Origin of the sequence: Gilliamella sp. W8123 (assembly GCF_016101085.1) — a bacterium.
Classification (GTDB): Bacteria; Pseudomonadota; Gammaproteobacteria; order Enterobacterales; family Orbaceae; genus Gilliamella; species Gilliamella apis.
In genome coordinates this window covers 201,204-224,027 of the sequence record NZ_JACFRE010000002.1, presented here as the reverse complement: position 1 = coordinate 224,027, position 22,824 = coordinate 201,204, and the positions used below count along the sequence as shown (strand labels likewise).

The 22,824-nt window shown below is 33.0% G+C and carries 21 protein-coding genes; 13 read left to right on the top strand and 8 right to left on the bottom strand.

All coding sequences use genetic code 11. The features are described from left to right. Position 1: 1 nt before the first annotated feature. From rbbA to H3T56_RS03820, 3 genes are all read left to right on the top strand, one after another. Positions 2-2,803, top strand: coding sequence for a ribosome-associated ATPase/putative transporter RbbA (rbbA, locus tag H3T56_RS03830; protein WP_198192070.1), 2,802 nt, complete (start codon positions 2-4; stop codon positions 2,801-2,803). A gap of 5 nt (positions 2,804-2,808) precedes the next feature. Beyond that, positions 2,809-3,939 (top strand): ABC transporter permease, encoded by a 1,131-nt coding sequence (locus H3T56_RS03825; protein ID WP_086320648.1) that lies wholly within the window; start codon positions 2,809-2,811, stop codon positions 3,937-3,939. A 70-nt stretch (positions 3,940-4,009) separates the two neighbouring features. After that, complete coding sequence (locus H3T56_RS03820; protein WP_198192069.1) at positions 4,010-4,384, top strand: hypothetical protein; 375 nt, start codon at positions 4,010-4,012, stop codon at positions 4,382-4,384. Positions 4,385-4,412: 28 nt separating this feature from the next. Here H3T56_RS03820 and H3T56_RS03815 read toward each other — a convergent pair whose 3' ends face one another. Then, positions 4,413-5,678: a Y-family DNA polymerase gene (locus H3T56_RS03815; RefSeq protein ID WP_198192068.1), complete on the bottom strand. Its 1,266-nt coding sequence runs from the start codon at positions 5,676-5,678 to the stop codon at positions 4,413-4,415. Next, positions 5,678-6,121, bottom strand: coding sequence for a LexA family transcriptional regulator (locus H3T56_RS03810; protein ID WP_065578801.1), 444 nt, complete (start codon positions 6,119-6,121; stop codon positions 5,678-5,680). The genes H3T56_RS03815 and H3T56_RS03810 overlap by 1 nt, the downstream gene beginning before the upstream one ends. Before the next feature lie 277 nt (positions 6,122-6,398). Between H3T56_RS03810 and H3T56_RS03805 the strand changes: the two genes are divergently transcribed. Beyond that, a complete protein-coding gene (locus H3T56_RS03805; protein WP_065578800.1) occupies positions 6,399-7,928 on the top strand; it encodes a tannase/feruloyl esterase family alpha/beta hydrolase in 1,530 nt (509 codons plus the stop codon). Positions 7,929-7,999: 71 nt separating this feature from the next. On the opposite strand, the gene H3T56_RS03800 is transcribed toward H3T56_RS03805, so the two are convergent. Next, positions 8,000-8,365 (bottom strand): helix-turn-helix domain-containing protein, encoded by a 366-nt coding sequence (locus H3T56_RS03800; RefSeq protein ID WP_065578799.1) that lies wholly within the window; start codon positions 8,363-8,365, stop codon positions 8,000-8,002. Positions 8,366-8,549: 184 nt separating this feature from the next. Here H3T56_RS03800 and H3T56_RS03795 point away from each other — a divergent pair, with 184 nt between their 5' ends. Beyond that, on the top strand, positions 8,550-9,020 hold the full coding sequence (locus H3T56_RS03795; protein ID WP_065578798.1) for an ester cyclase: 471 nt from the start codon (positions 8,550-8,552) through the stop codon (positions 9,018-9,020). A gap of 174 nt (positions 9,021-9,194) precedes the next feature. Here the strand turns inward: H3T56_RS03795 and H3T56_RS03790 are convergent, their stop codons facing one another. After that, on the bottom strand, positions 9,195-9,773 hold the full coding sequence (locus tag H3T56_RS03790) for a hypothetical protein (RefSeq protein WP_198192067.1): 579 nt from the start codon (positions 9,771-9,773) through the stop codon (positions 9,195-9,197). 34 nt (positions 9,774-9,807) lie between these two features. Continuing rightward, the gene (locus H3T56_RS03785; RefSeq protein WP_065578796.1) at positions 9,808-10,551 is read right to left on the bottom strand and encodes an Imm52 family immunity protein; all 744 of its coding nucleotides are present in this window, start codon (positions 10,549-10,551) and stop codon (positions 9,808-9,810) included. 504 nt (positions 10,552-11,055) lie between these two features. On the opposite strand from H3T56_RS03785, the gene H3T56_RS03780 reads away from it, so the two are divergent. Genes H3T56_RS03780 through H3T56_RS03765 form a run of 4 tightly spaced genes read left to right on the top strand, consistent with a single transcriptional unit; the run spans position 11,056 to position 15,417 of the window. After that, a complete protein-coding gene (locus H3T56_RS03780) occupies positions 11,056-11,943 on the top strand; it encodes a substrate-binding domain-containing protein (RefSeq protein WP_065651157.1) in 888 nt (295 codons plus the stop codon). 51 nt (positions 11,944-11,994) lie between these two features. Beyond that, positions 11,995-13,488 carry a sugar ABC transporter ATP-binding protein gene (locus H3T56_RS03775; RefSeq protein ID WP_065578794.1) on the top strand — a complete coding sequence of 498 codons (1,494 nt, stop codon included), beginning with the start codon at positions 11,995-11,997 and terminating at the stop codon, positions 13,486-13,488. Beyond that, positions 13,485-14,468, top strand: coding sequence for an ABC transporter permease (locus tag H3T56_RS03770; RefSeq protein ID WP_198192066.1), 984 nt, complete (start codon positions 13,485-13,487; stop codon positions 14,466-14,468). Before H3T56_RS03775 ends, H3T56_RS03770 begins: the two co-directional genes overlap by 4 nt. Positions 14,469-14,484: 16 nt before the next feature. After that, entirely contained in the window at positions 14,485-15,417 is a 933-nt protein-coding gene (locus H3T56_RS03765; RefSeq protein ID WP_086320602.1) for a sugar kinase, read from the top strand. Between the two features lie 342 nt (positions 15,418-15,759). Here the strand turns inward: H3T56_RS03765 and H3T56_RS03760 are convergent, their stop codons facing one another. Then, positions 15,760-16,581 carry a DeoR/GlpR family DNA-binding transcription regulator gene (locus H3T56_RS03760; protein ID WP_065651155.1) on the bottom strand — a complete coding sequence of 274 codons (822 nt, stop codon included), beginning with the start codon at positions 16,579-16,581 and terminating at the stop codon, positions 15,760-15,762. Positions 16,582-16,890: 309 nt separating this feature from the next. Here H3T56_RS03760 and H3T56_RS03755 point away from each other — a divergent pair, with 309 nt between their 5' ends. From H3T56_RS03755 to H3T56_RS03745, 3 genes are all read left to right on the top strand, one after another. Beyond that, positions 16,891-17,316, top strand: a complete 426-nt coding sequence (locus H3T56_RS03755; protein WP_065651154.1) for a hypothetical protein — start codon at positions 16,891-16,893, stop codon at positions 17,314-17,316. A 219-nt stretch (positions 17,317-17,535) separates the two neighbouring features. Continuing rightward, positions 17,536-17,862: a hypothetical protein gene (locus H3T56_RS03750; RefSeq protein WP_065578790.1), complete on the top strand. Its 327-nt coding sequence runs from the start codon at positions 17,536-17,538 to the stop codon at positions 17,860-17,862. A gap of 12 nt (positions 17,863-17,874) precedes the next feature. Continuing rightward, entirely contained in the window at positions 17,875-18,711 is an 837-nt protein-coding gene (locus H3T56_RS03745; protein WP_198192065.1) for an MBL fold metallo-hydrolase, read from the top strand. A 150-nt stretch (positions 18,712-18,861) separates the two neighbouring features. On the opposite strand, the gene H3T56_RS03740 is transcribed toward H3T56_RS03745, so the two are convergent. After that, positions 18,862-19,749, bottom strand: a complete 888-nt coding sequence (locus H3T56_RS03740; RefSeq protein WP_198192064.1) for a LysR family transcriptional regulator — start codon at positions 19,747-19,749, stop codon at positions 18,862-18,864. Between the two features lie 443 nt (positions 19,750-20,192). On the opposite strand from H3T56_RS03740, the gene H3T56_RS03735 reads away from it, so the two are divergent. Then, complete coding sequence (locus H3T56_RS03735; RefSeq protein WP_198192063.1) at positions 20,193-21,569, top strand: MFS transporter; 1,377 nt, start codon at positions 20,193-20,195, stop codon at positions 21,567-21,569. A gap of 17 nt (positions 21,570-21,586) precedes the next feature. Here H3T56_RS03735 and H3T56_RS03730 read toward each other — a convergent pair whose 3' ends face one another. After that, positions 21,587-22,795, bottom strand: a complete 1,209-nt coding sequence (locus H3T56_RS03730) for an MFS transporter (RefSeq protein ID WP_198192062.1) — start codon at positions 22,793-22,795, stop codon at positions 21,587-21,589. Positions 22,796-22,824 lie beyond the last annotated feature (29 nt).

Genomic DNA, 22,824 nt, shown 5'->3' with positions numbered 1-22,824 from the left:
TATGTCAGAATCGGATAAAAAGGATTTGAGGTTACTTGATGAAGGTAAAACCATTGAAGATGCAGTTGTCAATGTCAGTAATGTAACATTACATTATAAAAAAACTTGTGCACTCAAGGATGTCAGTATTGCTATCCCACCAAGATGTATGGTGGGATTGATCGGTCCCGATGGAGTGGGTAAATCTAGTCTATTATCTTTGATAGCCGGCGCGCATGTCATCCAAGAGGGATTAGTTTACGTTTTAGATGGGGATATGAAAGATAAATCACATCGTCAAAACGTATGTACCCGTATTGCTTATATGCCACAAGGATTAGGTAAAAACCTTTATCCTACACTGTCAGTCGAAGAAAATTTACAATTTTTTGCCCGTCTATTTGGTAATGATGCCGCCGAAAGACGGCGACGTATTGATGAGTTAACTAAAAGCACTGGTTTATATCCTTTTCTATCTCGGCCTGCGGGTCGTCTTTCTGGCGGAATGAAACAAAAGGTAAGTTTATGTTCGGCTTTGATTCATGATCCTGATTTACTTATTCTTGATGAACCAACAACCGGTGTTGATCCGCTTTCTCGTGCACAATTTTGGCAACTCATTAATAAAATCCGTGAGCAACGTCCACAAATGAGTGTTATTGTTGCTACTGCGTATATGGATGAGGCACAAAACTTTGATTGGTTAGTGGCAATGTATGGCGGTAAGATCCTCGAAACAGGTACACCACAAGCACTGTTAGCCAAAACAGGGAAAGATAATTTAGATGATGCTTTTATTCAATTAATGCCTGAAGATGCTAGAGAAGGTTATCAGGCCGTTGAAATCCCACCATTAGATTTAAATCAAGATTTAAAAGTAGCAATCGAAGCCAAAGGATTAACTAAGCAATTTGGCGATTTTATTGCGGTTGATCACGTTAATTTCTCTATAAAGCAAGGCGAGATTTTTGGCTTTTTAGGATCAAATGGTTGCGGTAAATCAACCACCATGAAGATGTTAACCGGTCTATTACCTATTTCATCAGGTGAAGCGTGGTTATTTGGTAAACCAGTTGATGCCAGTGATATTAATGTAAGACGTCATTTAGGTTATATGTCGCAGGCGTTCTCACTTTATAGTGAATTGACGGTTGAGCAAAACCTCGTGTTACATGCTCGTCTATTTGGTATTGAAGAAAGTAAAATACCAGCACGAGTCGAGGAGTTAGTTAAGCGTTTTGGTCTGGAAAATGAATTGAAAAGTTTGCCAGATAGTCTACCGTTAGGCGTTAAGCAAAGACTTTCTTTATCGGTTGCTGTGGTGCATAATCCTGAAATTCTTATTCTCGATGAACCTACCTCTGGGGTCGATCCGATTGCTCGTGATGACTTTTGGCGTTTAATTATTGAACTATCGCGAAAAGATAAAGTTACCGTATTTATCACCACCCATTTTATGAATGAAGCGGCGCGTTGTGATAGGATTTCGTTAATGCATGCTGGTAAGGTTTTAGCCAGCGATACGCCAGATAATATTATTCATTCTAAAGATGCGAAAACTCTTGAAGAGGCCTTTATTCAATATTTAGTTGATGCTGGCGCTGATGATACAAACAATGATGAAAAAGCTAGCGAAATGCCTAAAGCCGTAACTAATGATAACGAGCAAGTTAAAGTCAATGCGCATCATCTACAAGGGTTCAGTCTAACTCGTTTGATTGGTTGTTTGTGGCGTGAAACACTTGAGTTATCCCGCGATCCATTGCGCGCTTTATTAGCACTATTAGGTTCAGCGATATTAATGTTGGTGATGGGCTATGGTATCACGATGGATGTTGAGGATTTAAATTTTGCAGTATTAGATCGTGATCAAACGATCACCAGTCAAAACTATATTACTAATTTATCTGGCTCCAAGCGTTATTTTATCGAGAAACCGCCAATCACAGATTATGATGATATGGATCATAGGATGAGAAGTAATGAGATAGCGTTGGCTATTGAAATTCCCCCTAATTTTGGCCGTGATATTCTACGCGGTGATCCAGTTAATATCGGTATCTGGATTGATGGCGCCATGCCATTACGTGCCGACACAATTAAAGGATATGTACAAGGTATGCACCTTGCTTGGTTAAGTGACAAAATCAAAACCACTACCGGCACCGCATCTAGCTCATTGGCAAATATTGAGACCCGCTATCGTTATAATCCGGATATTAAAAGTTTGCAAGCGATGGTTCCTGCGGTCATTCCTATTTTACTCTTAATGATTCCGTCAATGTTAGCAGCATTATCCGTAGTGCGTGAAAAAGAGATGGGATCAATAATTAACTTATATGTAACGCCTGTTACTCGAACTGAGTTTTTATTAGGTAAACAGGTTCCTTATATTGTTATTTCGATGCTTAGCTTTTTATTGCTGTTGCTTATGGCGGTTACGATATTTGGTGTACCGATAAAAGGCAGTTTGCTAACTTTATGTTTAGCTGGATTAGCTTATTGTATCATTGCTACTGGCTTTGGTTTACTTGCTTCGACGGTAACACGTAGCCAAATTGCGGTTATCTTTTTAACCTGTGTTGGTACTATGTTACCAGCGATACAATTTTCGGGATTACTCAATCCAGTAGCATCACTAGAAGGGAGTGGGCGATATATTGGTGAAGTCTATCCAACTACCCATATGCTTATTATTGCTCGGGGTGTTTTCAATAAGGCATTAGGATTTTTTGATTTACATAACTCAATATTTACCTTACTGATCACTATTCCGATTATACTTGGTGCAAGTATATTCCTCCTCAAGAAACAAGAAGGATAGATATTATGCAAAGTTTTATTAATATTTATCGCTTAGGTATTAAAGAGTTATGGGGATTGATTCGTGATCCAATCATGTTATTATTAATCGCCTACTGCTTTACGCTGGATATTTATACCGCAGCTACCGCAACTTCAGACTCACTTCATCATGCTTCAATTGCGGTGGTTGATGAAGATGATTCGCCTTTATCAAGGCAAATTATCGCAGCGCTTTATCCGCCAATGTTTAATAAACCAGTTAAATTAAATTCAATGGATGAAGTTGATCGCGGAATGGATACTGATAGTTATACTTTTGCATTAAATATACCACCTAATTTTCAACGTGATGTGTTAAATAACCAAAGTCCAGAAATTCAACTGAATATTGATGCAACCCGAATGGGGCAGGCTTTTGTAGGTAATGGTTATATTACGCAAATTGTCACCAGCGAAATAACTAAATACTTTAATCAAATTGATAAACCAACCAGTTTGCCGGTCAATATTGAGGTTCATGCAGCCTTTAATCCTAATTTAACCCGTTCTTGGTTTGGTTCTGTCATGGAGATTATTAATATAGTTACCACATTGTCGATTATTTTAACCGGTGCAGCGTTAATGAAAGAGCGCGAGCATGGTACTATCGATCACTTGCTATCAATGCCTGTGACACCATTTCAAATTATGATCTCAAAAGTTTGGTCAATGGGGTTGGTGGTACTAGTTTCGACTTGGGGTGCATTGTTAGTCGTTGTTCATGGTTGGTTAAATGTGCCAATTGAGGGCTCGATTACCTTATTTTTAGTTGGTGCTGCTTTGCATTTATTCGTGACAACGTCACTCGGTATCTTTATGGCAACCGTGGCTAAATCAACCGCACAATTTGCGATGCTATTTATTTTGATTCTTTTACCGTTACAGATGCTTTCTGGTGGTAGTACGCCAAGAGAAAGTATGCCTGAAGTGGTGCAAAATATTATGTTATTTGCACCTACCACCCATTTTGTCGAATTAGGGCAAGCAATTTTATATCGAGGGGCTGGTTTAAGTGTGGTTTGGACCTCGTATGCGTGGTTATTAGGAATCGGTAGTGTGTTTTTCCTTATTGCACTGAAACGCTTTCGTAGTTCAATTGTTAATATGGGCTCTTAATTTTATGAATAATAAAAGTGCAAAAATTAACTTTATTTGCACTTAATAATTTAAATTATTAAAGTTTTTTATGAAAAAGATTCATTTACTAAAATATAGTATCGCAATTGTAGCTGTTATTACTGTTCCTTTTGCACAGGCTATGACGCTTGATGAAGTTTTCGGTGAAATTGATAATAAGGCGGCTGAATTTATAGCCACCTATAATCAAGAACATCATACTAATTTACATACACTTGAAGCAAATAGAAAATTTTACGCATCTAACTGCCTTTTACCATTAAAGGTAAAGTGGCATAAAATACGCTTAGGCTTAAAAAATCTTCCTCATAAATATGGGCTTTCAATTTCTTGTGAAAAATCTATTAATAGTGATTATAGAAAATGGGATGTATATGTTGATGTAAGAAATGAACAAGGTAATTCAATTCAATCGATTGATTAAATTATTATCTTAGCGGTTAACCAGTTATCTATTTTACCAAAGGTAACTCATCCCAACGAGTCGTATATCGTTGGCTAAGTCGCTCTCGCTTGATTTGCCATGCAGCAGTTTGTCTGATACCACCTAAGTGAATAGTATTTTTTCCCATTTTCTGATTGATGTCATCTATGGTTTTCATTAATTGTTCACTTTTGTGTTTTTCAGTTGCTGATGTTTCAGCAGTAAATAAATCCGATTGACAATAATTATCTTTAGTTTTTAAATCAAGTAACATCACACCTGATTTCATAAATAAAAAACCTGGTTTATAAATGGATTGTAACCCTTTTTGGGCAGCATGAATGATAATTCTTGAATCATCGCTCGCCGATAATAATGGCACCACAACTGACGGATTATATTGCGCTAATTCAGGTCGAAATCGATTAGTTTTTAAAAACACCAGTACGGCATTAGCAACTGATTTTTGCTTTCTCAATTTTTCTGCGCCACGGCTTGCATGTACACGGATTGCTTCTTGTATATCAAATAGATTATTGGTTAAATGGCCAAAACTACGTGATGTCATAATATTTTTTTTAGCTGTATGTAGATCATCTAATTCAATACAATTTATACCACGTAGCTCAAGTACGGTACGCTCAAGGACAACTGAAAAAGACTGTCTAATTTGTTTTAAATTTGTTTGGTGTAAATCCCAAGCGGTGTGAATACCTAATACTTTTAACCGTTGCGCAATTCGCCAACCAACCCCCCATATATCTTCAACTGAGAATTGCTTTAAGATAGTTATTTTTTCTTCCTGAGCCGTCGGAAAACAATAAACACCTTGATGAATAGGTTGTTTTTTGGCGATATGATTAGCTAACTTTGCTAGCGTGCGAGTTGCGGCAATCCCGATACTGACTGGGATACCTGTATCACGTTTTACTATTGCTTTTAAATTTTGACAATGATTTAAAGCATGGCTAAACCCGTTTAGATGAATGAAAACTTCATCGATCGAATAGAGTTCGATATCCGCAGTATAATGACGAACGGTATCAAATACTCGCTGACTCATATCTCCATAAAGCTCATAATTAGAGCTTAATAAGGTAATTTTTTTTTGAATATGGGGTGGAATTTGATAGGCCGGCATACCCATAGCGACTAATGGTTTTAATTCATTAGAACGAGCGATTACACAACCATCATTATTAGAAAGAATACCAATTGGTTTTCCTTCTAATTTGGGATTAAATACTCGCTCACAAGATGCGTAAAAATTATTACAATCAATTAAGCCAATCATCAGTGTCCTCGTTTACGTAGGGAATGAATGGTATGTATTACCACTCCCCAAATATGCACGTCTTTGCCAGCTAATGAAATAGGTGGATAAAGTTTATTGCCAGACAATAAATGATGTTCGCCATTGATAAAACTTAAACATTTACAGGTTAATTCACCATCCACAGCAGCAACAACAATATCATCTACTTTTGGTTGTAAAGATCGGTCGACAACAAGGAGATCACCACTATAAATGCCATAATCAATCATTGAGTCACCAATTGCTTTAATATAGTAAGTTGCACTAGGATGCTTCACTAAATGACTGGTTAGATCCAGTTTTGTTTCTAAATAATCATCAGCAGGAGATGGAAATCCAGCTCTTACTGGTGTATCAACTAAAGGTAAATAAGCAGTGAGCGAACTATTAGCTTGCCCAAGGACAACACAATATTTATTCAAGAAAAGACTCCGAAAAATTAATAAAAACGAATAGTGCTGGATAATTCGTATTAAAAAACAATATATGTATAAATATACAGTATAAAATTCTTAATTCAATAAAAATGAGTGTAAAAAAATAAAAATAGATGATTAAAATAGGTATTAAATTACTATCGATAAGTGATATTCACTGATAAAAATAATCATGATTAATGTTGTTATTTATACGGCTAATGACTAATATTAATGATAACTAGTTTTATAAATTATATTTTTTGAGGATAGGGATGAGGATATGATGAAATACAGTTTATTGTTTTTATCGGTGTTAAGTTGTTTAGCATCTTCTGCTTATGCGACTTCCGCGAAAGCTAATGTCGAAGAGCGTTGTCACGCATTGGCAAATTTGAAATTAGAGAATGCTAAAGTAGTAAGTAGCGAAATAATTGCCGATCGTTTTTCACCAAGTTCTAAATTGGCTGATACTTTAAGAGGTGCTAAAGCTAAAGAAATTGTTGATTTACCGCAGATTTGTCGCGTCGAATTATCCATTGAACCGGCTATTAATGTCGAAGTTTGGTTGCCTACTAATTGGAATCAGCGATTACAAGCAATAGGTGGTGGTGGATATGCAGGATTTATACCATTTGATAAATTAGCCGTAGCGGCTAAAAATGGTTATGTTGCTGCCGCTACAGATACTGGACATACAGGTAATTTAGTGGAAGGCAAATTTGTCTTTAAAGATGGTAAATTACAGGCCGATTCGATAACTGATTTTGCTTATCGTAGTGTACATGAGATGACTGTAAAAACCAAACAAGTCATAGCGTCATATTATGGTCAAGCTGCTAATTATGCATATTGGAATGGTTGTTCAACTGGTGGAAGACAAGGGCTAATGGAAGCACAAAGGTATCCGGCTGATTATGATGGTTTGTATATTGCAGCACCAGCAATCCATTGGGATAAATTTGTACCAGCAGAAATATGGCCTCAAATTGTTATGCAACAAGAGCTAGGTAAACCGATCGATAACGATAAACTGGAAAAAGTTAGAAAAGCGATTATTGAACTGGCTGATGAAAAAGATGGTATTAAAGATGGCCTAGTTAGTGATCCAGCAGCAGTAGAAATCAGCGATGAATTGCTAAATAAAGCAGGACTTGATAAGGACGAAGTTCTCACACTAAGAAAAATTTGGCAAGGACCAACAGATCAAAATGGCAAATCTTTATGGTTTAGCATTGAACCGACTGCACCACTTGATGTTTTAGCTAGTAATAAAGGGCCTTTTCCTATTCCAGAGGATTATTTAAAGTATTGGATTAAACAAGATCCTAATTTTGACTGGAAAACATTAGGTTACAGCGGTTTTGATAACTATTTTAATGAATCAGTAGAGTTATTCCGTCCAATAATGGGAACTGATAATGCCGATTTGAGCCAATTTAAAAAATTGGGTGGCAAAATGATTATTTGGCATGGTTTGAATGATCGCCTGATCGCACCGAAAGGAACAATTCAATATTATAATAATGTATTGAAGATTATGGGCGGTAAAGATTCAGTCGATGATTTTGCAAAACTCTACCTAGCTCCTGGTGTTGATCATTGTAATGGTGGTGATGGCCCAGATAAAATTAATGGTTTTGAGTCGCTCGTTAATTGGGTTGAGAAAAAACAAGCGCCAAACAGATTAACTGCCCAAAAAATTGAAAATGGTCAGGTTACCATACAACGTCCTTTATGCCAATATCCACAAAAAACGATTTATCAAGGTAAAGGGGATACGAATAATCCTGAAAACTTTATCTGTCAGTAATTAAATCATTAGCTAACCAATATATTTGGTTAGCTTTTTTATCCTTGCAAAAATAACTATTCAAATAATGACTAATTTTGCCGTTTTCTCGCTCGACAAATCGCTTGATGATTATCATCCGCCCACTGTATTAATGTGTTCATTGGTTTAAGAAATGATATACCAAGCTCAGCTAGAGCGTACTCTACACGAGCAGGGACTTGTGCATAAACGGTTCGAGTAATATAGCCATCTTTCTCAAGTCTTTTTAATGTCCGTGACAGCATTTGCCGTGATATATCACCAATTTCTTTATGTAAAGAATTGAATCGCATCGCATTATGTTCTAATGATTTTAGAATTAACAGACTCCATTGATCGCCAATTCTATCGAGAACATCACGAATAGGACATGGATGGTCAAATTCAAATAGTTCACTTTTTGTCGTTTTAGCCATTGTCATAATTATCGTTATCTCGTTTGCCTAAACAGATTAAGTCACATTGAGTTGACCTAGTCATATTTATGTTACTTATTGTTTAATTTAATTTTTATTGTTACTATCTAAGTGGTCTACATTATAGACTAATAAAGCATTATAAAAAGAGTTTATCTAAATTAAAATAGAAATTGGAGTTGGTATGAATGTAATTAAAAAAAGCTTTGTTATTGGTATTTGTTTGTTGAGTTTTACTGGTATTGCCGTTGCAAAAGATCTAAAGCAAAGAAATCTTGCTCAAGAGGAAGAAAATCGTACACTGGTTATCAATTTTTATAATAACTTCTTTAATAAGCATCAAGTGGCTGAGGCAACTAAAACGCTGTCTGAAGATTATAAACAACATAATCCCTATGTTGCTAATGGTAGAGCACCTGCGATTACGTATTTCGAAGGCTTCTTTAAACAAAATCCACAATCAAGTAATACTATAATTCGTTCATCAGTAGAAGGCGATATTGTATGGTTACATGTACATTCTAAAATCAATAATGATGATCTTGGTAAAGCGGTGGTTGATATATTCCGAGTTAAAGATGGAAAAATAGTGGAACATTGGGATGTGATCCAAAATGTACCAGAGCAGGCAGAAAATAATAATACGATGTTTTAATGATTGATTCGATAACTTATAAGCGATTTAATGGCGCTTTTTTATATTCAATTGAATTAAATTAATAGTCATCACCTTAATTGTTATTAATCTAGACATTTTATGCTAATCAATGTTATTGAAATTAGCTTTTATAAAGCCCTTATAAAGAAGGGCTTTGTTTTATATGTTTTATTATTCGTTAAGATAATTTTCAATAAAATCGAATTTACGAGCTACATAAATCATATCTTGAAATTGTTGTTGTGCTGGTTGGTCCGTTTTTTCGATCCATGCCTTAACTATAGGGTTATCTTTAAACGTTGGGTCAGATGCGTAGGCATATAAATAGGTTTCAATGACCTTAATTTCAGTAAATTTTAAATCAACTAAATAATGATAAGCCGCCAATAATCGCTGAAATAATTGAGTTGAGTTTTCATTAGGTAATGAAATATGCTCACTTTGCATATTGGTAATTAATTCATTGATATAACTATTCGCATCAACATGATAAATTGTTCTATTTAAAAATAGTGCTTCGGCTAATTTATCAGCGGCATCTTGAGTTATTTTTGCCTTTTGTTCTGCCGTTAATCTTGAGTTGCTTTTAATTGTTTGCGGCCCATTTTTAATCGCTTTCTTGGCTTCAATTTCACTTCGTGATGGATTGACATCAGGGTCATATTTTATTACAGCTATAATCGCCGCTGTGTTAACTAGAATTTTAGTTGCATCTAACAAAGTAGATTTATTGTTTATCATTTCAACCATTTTAATTCTCAAATTTTTATATTAATGTTATAGATTATAAATCGTTTTTCATAGGTAAAAGATCTGCTTCACGCAATTTCAATTCCACATTATTCATAGTTTTAATATCATCATTAATATTTTGTCTATTAGGAAAATGATCAAATAAAATAATGACAGTACCAACATGCTTATTCTCTTTTATAATTGGTATTAATTGATAAACTTCTGGATAATCTTTATGTTGTAATGGACTAGGTATGTAAGCCATTAAAGATAAGTTTATACGTGGCGGAAAGATATAAATTGAACTAGGAATTTCTCTACTATTCATAGTAATAAAGTTATGGCTAAATTTTTGTGCTAATCCAGTTATAAACGATGCCATTTTATCAATAATTTGTTTACTTTCAGGTAAATCAAAAGAAAAACCAACGGAAGATGTACCCGCCTGAAAACCTCCGATAGCTTTGTATCCGGAATAGAACATCAGATTACAATTAGATAATTTTTGACTATCGGCAAAACATAATAAAACACTGCCTCTTGTGTCGATTTGTTTACAAGCACGTGATAGTTTTTTTAATCCATATTCGGTAAATCCTTCAGAACCATAAATTAAAGCTTTAGGCTTACCTTTGGCTGTACTTCGAGTTGGATACCAGTGGGCATTGTCATCTATACAGTGTTGATAAATATTTAATATGTCATGTAGTTGTTGATTAAGATCGGTAAATACAATTTGCTGCTTTCTGGGAAGATGAATTTTAATATCAAATTGCGTCATGTTTATTTCCATGTAAACATCCCTATTTTTTATCTTTCATTTTTACAAATTAATCATAACATTATTTATCATTAAAAATGAAAGTAGTTTTACTTATTATTTTTTAATTTAAATAAGCAAAAATTTGACGATTAAAAAGATTTAATTAGACTATTTTGTCTGTTTCTAATTGAGTTTGTAGTAGTCAATATTGATGTTGCTAGCTTACTCTTAAATCTCCTATAAATAATATTTAACTTTTAAAATGAAAATATATTTTTATATTTTTGCTTTTATTTTGAAAATTTGAGAGCTTCGTCACAATAAAATTTGTTTCAAAAACTATACTAATAATACGTAGCGTAAAGTTACGAATATTGCAGTAAATAGAGAAAAATTATGGTTTCAAATCTTTTTAAGAATATTTTTCTTTGTATTGTATTTTGATAGTTGCATGATGATAAAGAATAAAAGATTGGATGATTTATTCTTTCCTATAAGGTTAATTATCATGCTTAAAATTAAGGAGCTCTTTCTATGAAAAAAATATCTAAACTCTTTTTTGTGTGTTTTCTATTTTTTTTCACTTTCGGCGCACATGCTAAGCAATATCATATAGGTGTTTCATTATTAACCCAACAACATCCTTTTTATATCTCATTAGCAGATGCTATAAAACAAAAAGCTCAACAGGAAAATGTTGATTTATCACTATCCATCGCTAGCCAAGATCTTAATAAGCAAATTTCAGACATTGAAGATTTTATTATTAAAAAAGTGGATTTAATTATTTTATCACCAGTTGATTCAAAAGGTGTACAAGCTGCAATTATGAAAGCTGAAAAGGCGAATATTCCAGTTATTACTGTTGATGTTCCTGCCGTTGGCGTCAAAGTCGTTAGTCATATTGCGACCAACAATTATGCTGGTGGTGTTACTGCCGGTGAGTTAATGGGGAAATTATTAAACGGTAAAGGAACGGTTGGTGTTATTGATTATCCTATGGTGCAATCAGTTGTTGATCGTGTTGATGGATTTAAAGAAGGATTGTCTAAAACTCCAGACGTCAAGATAGTGTCTATTCAAACAGGAATTACTCGTGCAGAAGCTCTTGTTGTTGCACAAAATATGTTACAAGCATACCCAGACTTAAATGGAATTTTTGGTTTTGGTGATGATGCTGCATTATCAGCGGTTATCGCGGCGAAATCTGTTAAAAATAATGATATAAAAATCATTGGTTTTGATGGCATGGATGAAGCAAGAAAAGCTGTAGATAAAGAAAAGACATTCGTAGCTGTAATTCAACAATATCCAAATAAATTAGGTGAAATCGCTGTAGCTACTGCAATTGACTATTTAAATGGTAAAAAAGTCGATGAAGTAATCCCAGTCACCCCTGGTGTATACACAGGAAAAGAATAATTCATAATAAGGGATAGGGTAATATCTATCCCTTCCACAAGGAATCAACTAATGAATAATATCATTTTATCTGTGGATTCTATTGCCAAAAATTTTGGTCCGATTCAAGCTTTGAAAAATGTTAGTTTAGATATCTACCAAGGTAGAGTTCATACGCTATTGGGCGAAAATGGCGCAGGAAAATCTACATTAATGAAAATTCTCGCTGGAATTTATCCGCCAAGTAGTGGAACAATTACCTATCAAGGCAATGTTATTACTATAAAGAATCCAACAGAATCAAGAAAGATAGGGATTGCTATTGTTTTCCAAGAATTGAGTTTAAGTAATAATCTAACGATTGCTCAGAATATTTATGCCAATAATGAACCAAATAAATATGGCATTATCTCTGATAATCAAATGATTAAAAATTGTAATGCATTATTTGCTGAGTATGGAATTAAGTTAAATCCAGCACAAATTGTTGGAACCATGTCTATGGCGCAACGGCAATTGGTTGAAATAGCTAAAGCACTTAGTTATGACGCAAAAGTATTAATCATGGATGAACCGACTTCATCATTAAGTGATAATGAAGCAGAACTACTCTTCAATATAATAGAGAAGCTTAAACAGAAAGGTGTTGCAATTATATATATTTCGCACCGGATGGATGAGATCATGCGTATCTCTGATGATATTTCTGTTATGCGTGATGGTGAGTATATTGCCACCCATCAAAAAAACGAAACCACCATCGATGAGTTGATTGCTGAAATGGTTGGCCGTGAAGTACAAAATATTTATCCACCAAAATTACCACATCAAATTCAGGATGATCCACCTTTATTAGAAGTTAGAAATTTAGATCATTCTAGAGAATTCAAAAATATTAGCTTTAAGGTGCATTCTGGTGAAGTAGTTGGCTTTTTTGGTTTAGTTGGTGCCGGTAGGTCAGAAGTGATGAAAGCGTTGTTTGGGGTAACTAAATACCAAGGTGAGATTTTTATTTCAGGTAAAAAAGTCAATATTAATTCACCAACTCAAGCCATTGAACATGGCCTTGCTTTCGTTACCGAAAATCGTAAAGAAGAAGGCTTGGTTTTGATGCATGATGTTCATTCAAATATTAATCATATTGCCTTTCAATATGAGCCATCTTTTATCATCAATAATAGAAAAGAATTATTAAATTCGACTAAATATATAAAAAAGATGGCTATTAAAACCAATAATCCATTCCAAGTAACCGGTAGTTTAAGTGGTGGTAACCAACAAAAAATCGTTATTGCCAAATGGTTAGTGAAGCCACCTAAAATTTTGATTTTAGACGAACCAACTCGGGGAATAGATATTGGTGCCAAATTGGAAATTTATAAATTAATAAGAGAACTATCATCAAAAGGTACTGCAATCATTATGATCTCATCAGAACTACCCGAGGTGATGTCTATCAGTGATCGTCTATTTGTTATGCGTAATAAAAAAATTGTAAAGGAATTTAATACTGAAGGGTTAACTCAACCAGAAGTAATGAATATAGCAACAGGAGCATCTGCATGAATACTAAAGAAAATACCTCGATGAATAATAGTAATTTTAAAGAATCTTTTTTTAAAGTATTCCGTCAATATGGGGGAATTGTTATCGGGCTAATTGCTTTATTCATTCTGTTTTCATTTATGAATAGTAACTTTTTAACGAGTACCAACATTATGAATATCGTCTTGCAAGTATCAATTATTGCGATTACTGCATTTGGTATGACATATGTATTGTTACTTGGTGATATCGATTTATCAGTTGGTTCAACTATAGCGTTAACAGGTACATTAGCGGCACTTGCTTTACTTTGGGGATTACCATTTTATCTTGCTATATCTATAGCCTTGCTACTTTCAATTGCTGTTGGTTTTATAAATGGTAGTTTAACGGCTCTTGCTGGTATTCCATCGTTTATTGTTACTGTGGCAACCATGGGAATTTTCCGCGGAATTGCTTATATCATTACCGATGGTAAACCCGAGATGATTATGGATGATGTATTTCTTGAATTAGGTAATGGTGATATTTTTTCAATACCTAATCCAATATGGGTGCTATTAATATTGTTATTAGTCAATCATTTTATCTTATCTAAAACAACATTTGGTCGAAAAATTTATATTACTGGTGGCAACAAAGAAGCTGCCGTTTATTCAGGAATTAATGTTAAAAAATTAAAAATACAAGTATTCATGATAACTGCATTAATGGCAGGGATCAGTGGGTTATTGTTAGCATCAAGACTCTATTCAGGTCAACCAAGTACCGCGCAAGGATATGAATTAGATGCTATTGCTTCAGCTGTTTTAGGTGGAACAAGCTTAAATGGCGGTCACGGCACAATTATTGGAACAATGATAGGCGCTCTAATCATCGGTGTTATTAATAACGGCATGAACTTGATGAACATTCCTTATTTTTATCAACTAGTTGTTAAAGGATTAGTCATTCTATTAGCTGTATATATTGATGTTCGTAATAAGAAAAATAGAGTTTAAGCGGAGTTGAATTAATATGAAAAAAGTATTTACACTAGGTGAAATTGTTGTCGAAATTATGGCTAACCAAAAAGGGCAATTATTTACTCATGATGGACTATGGAAGGGCCCATTTGCCAGTGGTGCTCCAGCAATTTTTATCGATCAAGTGGCGAAATTAGATGAACCAGCAGCGATGATAAGTTGTGTTGGTAATGATGGCTTTGGTGAGTTAAATATAAAAAAACTGGCTGATGATGGTGTTGATATCTCTCATATTAAAGTTATGGATGACCAAACTACGGGAAGCGCATTTGTAACTTATCATGAGGATGGTAGTCGGGATTTTATTTTTAATATAAAAAATGCTGCTTGTGCTCTGATTAATGAAGACATGGTTAGTCAAAAGATTTTACAAGATTGTGACCATCTTCATATAATGGGGTCTTCATTGTTTTCTAAACAAATTCTTGATACCGCTAAAAAAGCTATAGCTATAGTTAAACAAAATAAGGGTATCATTTCCTTTGATCCTAATATCCGCAAGGAAATGTTAAATCTGCCTGGCGTGAAAGATGCGCTGTTAGCAATATTACAACAAACCGATATTTACCTACCAAGTGAAAGTGAAGTCACATTATTAGCCGATACGGATAATGAGAAACAAGCAATCGATTATTTTTTAAATAATGGTATATCGTCTATTGTTATAAAAAAAGGTGATAAGGGAGCGAGTTATTATTCAGCAAGTGAATCTTTTGATGTGCAACCTCATTTAGTTACCGAAATAGATCCGACTGGAGCCGGGGATTGCTTTGGTGGCGCATATGTTGCTTTAATTCATAAAGGTTTTACAGCCAAAAAAGCCTTAACTTATGCTAATGCTTGCGGTGCATTGGCGGTGACAAAACAAGGACCAATGCAAGGTACGTCAACATTAGAGCAGCTTGAAAAATTCCTACAAAAATAGTTTATTTCAATCATGATTAAGCCCCTAATAAGGGGCTTTTTAATTAACTTTTCAATAGAAAACAGTATATTATATTAATAATAATCAATAATTTTTATATATTGTTTTACGCCTTCAGCAATCAATAATATTGAAAGTAGCTACCAAAATTTCTGTTTATTTGAGTGACGTTGTCACTAATTTTAGGGCGAATCTTAACTAAAATTAGCTTACAATATCAAATAAAAAGTCTAACTAAATAATAGTTTATATCAAAGTATTCAAGGTATTACTGTTTCTAAGAAAATCAATAATAAACTCCTTACTGATATCATATTTAGTTGCAGGAATTCTAAATTAATTTTAGTTTTTCATTGAGTTTTGATAGATAACGCTATCTTTATTGACACTAGATTGTTTAAATGAACAATTAGTTATCTGCTGATGATATTCTGCCATTGTTGAGTTAGAAAGAATGATGACATCAATTTGTTGAAGAGAAGCGAATCCAAAAGTATCATTTTCTTCAATTCGACTGGGTAGAAGTGCGATGCGACAATTAGCGTTGTTTAATAATAATTGATATCCTTCCATCAATTGACCATTAGATATAGCAATTTCATCATCGATGTTGATTGCCTCTATTTCAAATATAACAGTAGATAATTCATATTTAGTTAAGATCGTTTGCACATCTTTTTTATCAAAATTGGTATATTTTTGATTAAATACTCCTCCAATTAATACTATTTCTCCTTGAATATAATCTTTTGCTAACATAGCAAAACTTAAATCATTTACAAGCAATGTGAGATTTTTCTTATTATATAAATATGGTATGAGTTTACTGGTTATCCTACCATTTAATAAACATACTGTATCACCATCATTAATGAATGATAAACATCGCATAATCAAACTAATATCTGAGTAAGAGTTATTGGCTTCATTGTTTGAGTCGAGATGAGATTTATCAAAATTATCTTTTGGCTGTAAATATATAGCTCCGCCGAAGGATCGCTTAAGATAACCTTGTTGTTCTAAATAATTTAAATCTTGTCGTATTGTGACACCCGATACATTTAATAATTCAGATAATTCATCAACTTTAACTTCACCTTGTTTTCTAACTATTTCAGCAATATCCAATCGTCTTTTTAACAGTGAAGTATTTACTTTAGCCAATTTTATTTACCTCTTTAAAAAATTACGTATTAATAATTTCTGCAAAAGCAGATGATGAAATACTTTTTCTAATAAAACTTAAATTTATGATCTATTGCTCATTACTAAACCAGCGATAATCCTTATTGTTAGCTGTATAATCAATTGTTTATAATGATGTTTCTATAAAATAATATAAAACAAATTATCTTACTTATATTATTACAATGTTAAAATATTAAATATATATTTAGCTTTATTATCTGCATTATTATTTTTTTATAAATGTTGAACTAATGTTAGTTAGGGGCAAATAAAAGTAGCTGCTTTATGATTAAAAAATTAACCAATATACAAATCCATAACAATACAATCATTATTGATGGCCATGATAGTAAAGTTCATATAGATGGAACTTGCTTAGAGGCAGCTCTATTAACAGCTGAAAATAATATTTTGTTATTTGTTACTTTTGATTGTCCATTTGAAGAAATTTTAGCTATTTATTTATTCGATTTACAACAAAATCGAATAATTGATAAAGCGATGATATACCAAATGTATTATACAGGTTTTTTCAGTGATTTAGTGATTGTTTCAGAAAAAAGGCTTTCTTTTGAATTTATGATCGAAGGCGGTTGGACCTTAGCGTTATTTGATAAACCCAAAAAATCGCTAAGTCATTTATTACCCATGTCAGTGGTGAAGCGTCCTTTTTCATTAACAAGACACTTTAGTCTAAAAAGAAATGTTTAATCCTAAACTAAAATTGTTAGCATCCAGTTCTATGCCTATTTATAAATAAAAATCATGCTCTAATCTAATTTGTCTATTAACCATTTCGATGAGGACATCGAAATTATCCATTAGCATAAAATATATAATCTTTTAATAATATTGCTACGCTTTAAAAGATGATAGTACTTATCTGGTTAGGTTAATAAATTCAGTTAAGTTGATAATGGAGAGAATTAAATGCCAAGTATTACAATTTACACTTCAGAAAACCATAAGATTGAAAATGAAGCTTTTTCTGAATTTTCAATTTGTTTAAAACAGTTAACCCAAAAAGTGTTGAAAGCCAAAGATGATAATATACACATAGCTTATTTAACAACAGATATCGGTTATGGAAGACCGATCTATTTTGAAGCCAAATTAAGAAAAGAAATTTTTCGTAGTGAAGAGGTGATGAAAACCTATTTACATCAGGTTGATTTATTAATTGAAGAAAAAATGGCTGTTAAAGCCAGAATTCGTTGTTTTATGTATGACGTCGACAATATATTTGCTAAAAATTAAAGGTTTCTAACTATGAATAACGAATTTTCAAACAAAGAACTAGGAAATATTTTAGTTACAGCAATTAGTGATGGTTACTTGGATGTTAACTTTGATTTACTGGCAAATATTGATTTTGCAGAGTGTGAAAGAATCCAGCGAAATGCTCATCAAAAAAAACTAAATGCCGTGCATATCAATACATTTTTAGTTCAAAAACAAGGAATGAATATTCTAATTGATGCTGGTGCTGGTGGAGTAAAAGGTTGGGGAGGAGAATTAGTTAATAATTTAACTAAGCTAGGTCTTAAAGCTACAGATATCGATGCTATTCTATTAACTCATGCTCATCCAGATCATATTGGTGGTTTGCTTACTTCTAAGGGAGAAGTTGTTTTTCGAAATGCTAATTTATTGATTAGTGAAGATGAGTATAATTATTTGCAAGATGAAAATTCTTTTATAGCTGCTTCAGAACGTGTAAAAAATAATATTATTTTGGCTCGCAATGTTTGCAAACAGTATCAAGATAGATTGGGTTTCATTAATAAAAATCAGGTATTTCCTAATATATTTGCTATTCCTCTACCAGGCCATACACCAGGACATACGGGTTATAAAATTGTTGGTAGTAAGCAAAGTTTATTAATTTGGGGGGATATTGTCCATTTCCCATATATTCAATTATTAAAACCAAATGTCTCTATTGCTTTTGATTATGATCCGAAATTAGCAACAGAAACACGTTCCCAAGTGCTAAAAATGGTTTGTCGCGATAACATGCTTGTTGGTGGTATGCATTTTGGATCCAAAGGTTTCGGTTATATCAAAAAAAATCGAACAGGATATGAAATAGTTATAGATGATTGATTAAGTATGGTTATTTATCAAAATGATTTTTTCATTGAATTAATAGGTTAAGTATTTTTATATTAACTGTAATGTGAATTAGCGTTATTTTATAAATTCATATCCATTGCAAGTTATATCTTTATCATATTTCTTAAATAAAAGTTATTATCAATAGCCTATATAGCTTAATCGAGGATCTTGAAAAACTGAAGTAATCATATTAATCAATTTGTTGATGTCAAAATAAGAATAGTTTGTGTGATGGACCAATTCGATTTTGAACTCATTAAATTGTTTGTCTAGCTTATGTAGTTTAATTTTGTTTTTTATCTCATTACTAATTGAACAACGTAATACTAATGCGATTCCTTTTCCTAATGCTATATTTGAAAAAAGTACAGGATAAGATCCACATTCAATTACTCGTTCTGGTTTAATATTACTGGCAGAAAATAACATTTCGAAGTTTCGTTTTGATGTTGCGCATTGTTTACTACTGACCAAAAAAGTTTTGCCATCAAGATTAGCAATATTGGTAATTGTTGGGTGACTTTTATCTGTTGCTATAACGAGTTCCGATGCAAGTAGTATTTTAGTTGTATGTTTTTCGTTTGAAAAGCCAGAACCAATAATTACAATATCAAATTCATTTTTATCATAAGCATTGAGTAAACTGAGAGTATTGCCGATGGTAATATTAATATTTAATCCGAGTTCTTGCCCTAAATTAATTAAGGACGTAATGATATAAGGTGGTAGGCATTCAATTATTCCAACATTTATATTTGCATAATTTTCTTTGGTATTGGCGATATTTTTTTTGCAATCTTCCGCTAACTTTAAAATTTTGAGTGCATATTCATACAATATCAATCCTTGTTTAGTTGGAATGCATCCTCCAGTTTTTCTGTCCAACAAAAGGGTATCAAGATTGTTTTCAAGACTTTGTATTCTATGAGAAATACTCGATTGGACACGATTCAAACGCTCAGCAGCTAAGGTTATATTACCTGTTTCTACAACTGTTACGAACGCTTGAAGTTCACTTATTTTCATTTAACACCTTATGTTATAAATCAATTTGATATAGGGACTAATAGATATTTTTTGGATTTGTGCATAATTTTCAAATAATTATATTTAAATAACAATGCTCGAATTATGAACCATATTGTAGTCAAACTTATATGTACTGCATTATCAGTTTAGAGCCAACACTATTACCGAATCAATTATATAAAAGAGGATATGATTAAGGCATCTATCTTTTCGATAAGGTATTCGGTTTTATTCATTGGTTTTCTTGTATTGTAATAAATATAATTTTTAGTAATAAATTCATTTAATTACTTTATAGCAAAATGGTTACACAATCAAATGACTGAACATGATTATAGATCTTCTAAACAACGCGTATCGTTTGTTAATGTTGTGTATCCAAATAGGCTATTGATAATACGGCAATTCAATATAAATACTTATTAAAAAGATAAATTAATATGATAAACAACCATACACAAGAATTTGGTAGTTCAAGACCTTATTTTGCTACAGCAGCAATTTTAATCGGCGTCGGGATGTCGGCATTAGATGGTTCAATTGTGAATATTGCATTACCTTCTATTGTTAATGTATTAGATATTGAGGTGTCATCAAGTATTTGGATTGTTAATAGTTATCAGATTGTTAGTGCTGCAACTATGCTAATTTGTGCATCATTATCTTCAAGGGTTGGAGAAAAACTTTTTTTTAAATTAGGCATGTTGTTGTTTACGCTCTCATCTTTGGGTTGTGGTCTTTCGTCCAACTTCTCAATTCTTGTTGTTATGCGAATGATGCAAGGAATAAGTTATGCAATGATGATAAGTGTTGGGTTAGGTTTATATCGAACTATTTTACCGGCAAATATGTTAGGAACAATATTAGGATTAAATGCAATGGTCTTTGCAGTAGGTACCGCCATTGGGCCTGCATTGGGAGGCTTTATTATTTCATATTTAACTTGGCCTTGGCTCTTTTATATCAACATTCCGCTAGGTATCCTCGCTATAACACTTTCTTTTGTTTTTTTAGGCAAAGATAGCGAAAAAGGAAAAGGATTTGATTGGTTAGGCGCTATAAGCTCGGCAACTGCATTAGGGTTAACCGTAATTGCGGTTGATCAAATAGGACATTGGGATAATAAAACCCTTATATCTTGTATTTTTGTTGCGATAATTTTATTTATCATATTCATTAAAGCTCAACATCATACAAAATATCCATTATTGCCTTTAGATATATTTCATTCAAGGATATACAGTTTTGCTGTAATTTCTTCAATTTTAATTTTTATCGCTCAAGGGATAGCATTGGTCAGTTTACCATTTATATTACAACATACTTATGGTTATTCAGTACTTGAATCCGCATTTATGTTTACTCCATGGCCTGTAGCTGTAGCCTGCTGTGCACCACTAGCTGGAATACTTTCTAATCGTTTTAATCCAACTAAAATATCTTCAATTGGTGCAATGCTTTTTTGTTTAGGGTTAAGTTCATTAGCTTTTTTATCTGAAACTGTATCTACAATTAATATCCTATGGCGAGTCGCTATTTGTGGAGTTGGCTACGGTCTGTTTATTCCGCCAAATAATAGAGAAATGTTTACTAATGTTAAACATAATCGAACTGTTATTGCCTCAGGAATGTTGTCTACAGCCAGAACAACTGGTCAGTCAATTGGTGCTGCTATTGTTATGGTAATAATAATTTCATTAGAAGGTGATAAAGGAATAGATTTTAAACGATTTGTTTTTTATGCTTTTAGTTGTGCCAGTTTTATTGCCTTATTTTCATTTATTGCTAGTATTTCACGCATCCACAAAATAAAGTAATCAAACAATGAACACTATTATTTATTTCTAATCATTAGGTTAATAACAATAATACTTATTAGAGCCAATAAAAAGGCAATTAAATAATTAAAGTATTCTGTAATTGTCATTGAAATAGAGGAACCAATTATTTCAGAGAATAATAAGCTGCTCTGAAAAATAGCATAATCTGTAGCGGTTTGTTTTCCTTGCTTGGCAAAAATCATCGTGATGGTATAAATACTAACATTAATCGTTCCTATAGCAATACCTAAAATAGTCATCATAATGGTAGTCGTCATAGGATTAATATAATCAGGCATATAGTAAAGTAAACACCAAAACAGAATTAGGAAAAATAATAAACAAAAACCAAGTTTAAGCGTCTGATAAGGGTGTTTAGTTTTTAATAAATAGGCTGCAATGGCACAACCTAAAAGCATAGTTAAATACCCACCAATACCGGTATAGATACCAACATCACTCACAGAGAACCCATGATCCAGTAAAATAAATTTAGTTGTGGTTAAAATTACCGAACCAGCAAAAGGTATCATGATCGCAAGCAATAGCATATGGTAAGCATTTTTTCGTTTAAAAAAATTGTTGATTCTTGCGCGTGAATTGGATCGTGAATTGTGGCCTAAATTGGGCTCTGTCCATATAGTGAGTTGTAGAATCGATACAAAAATAATCACAACTAACAATAAGATACTATAGGTTTTTCCTAAATAATCATAACAAACTGTTACTCCAGCCCCACCAATAAGCATACCAGTAATATTGCCCATAACTTGAATACTATTTATCTGGCTAATAGTATTGTTTTGTGATAAATCAGCTGCCAGTCCATCAGTTGCAATATCGAGTGTTGCAGAAACGATACAAGATAAAATAATAACTAGAAGAAGATAAGTGGTTGTTTCTGCCGTAAAAGGGGTGAAGGCGATGATGGTTATAAGTATTGCTAATAAACATTGCATAGGCAGTAACCAGCTTTTCCGATAGCCAATTTTAGCTATCCAGTGATTTTCAACAATTGGCGCCCATAAAAATTTAACGACCCATGGTAAACCAGCTAGCGGAATCATGGCTATCACAGCCAGTGAAACACCTGAGTCACGTAAGAGGATAGGGTAGGCGTCAAAAGCCAGTCCTACTGGAATTCCTTGTATAATATAGAGCTGAGCAATAATAAATAAAAAATAGTTTTTTTGTTTATCTGCGGAGATGGTTTTATCGTCCATGTGGTGTTTTATAAGCTTTTATAATAAAA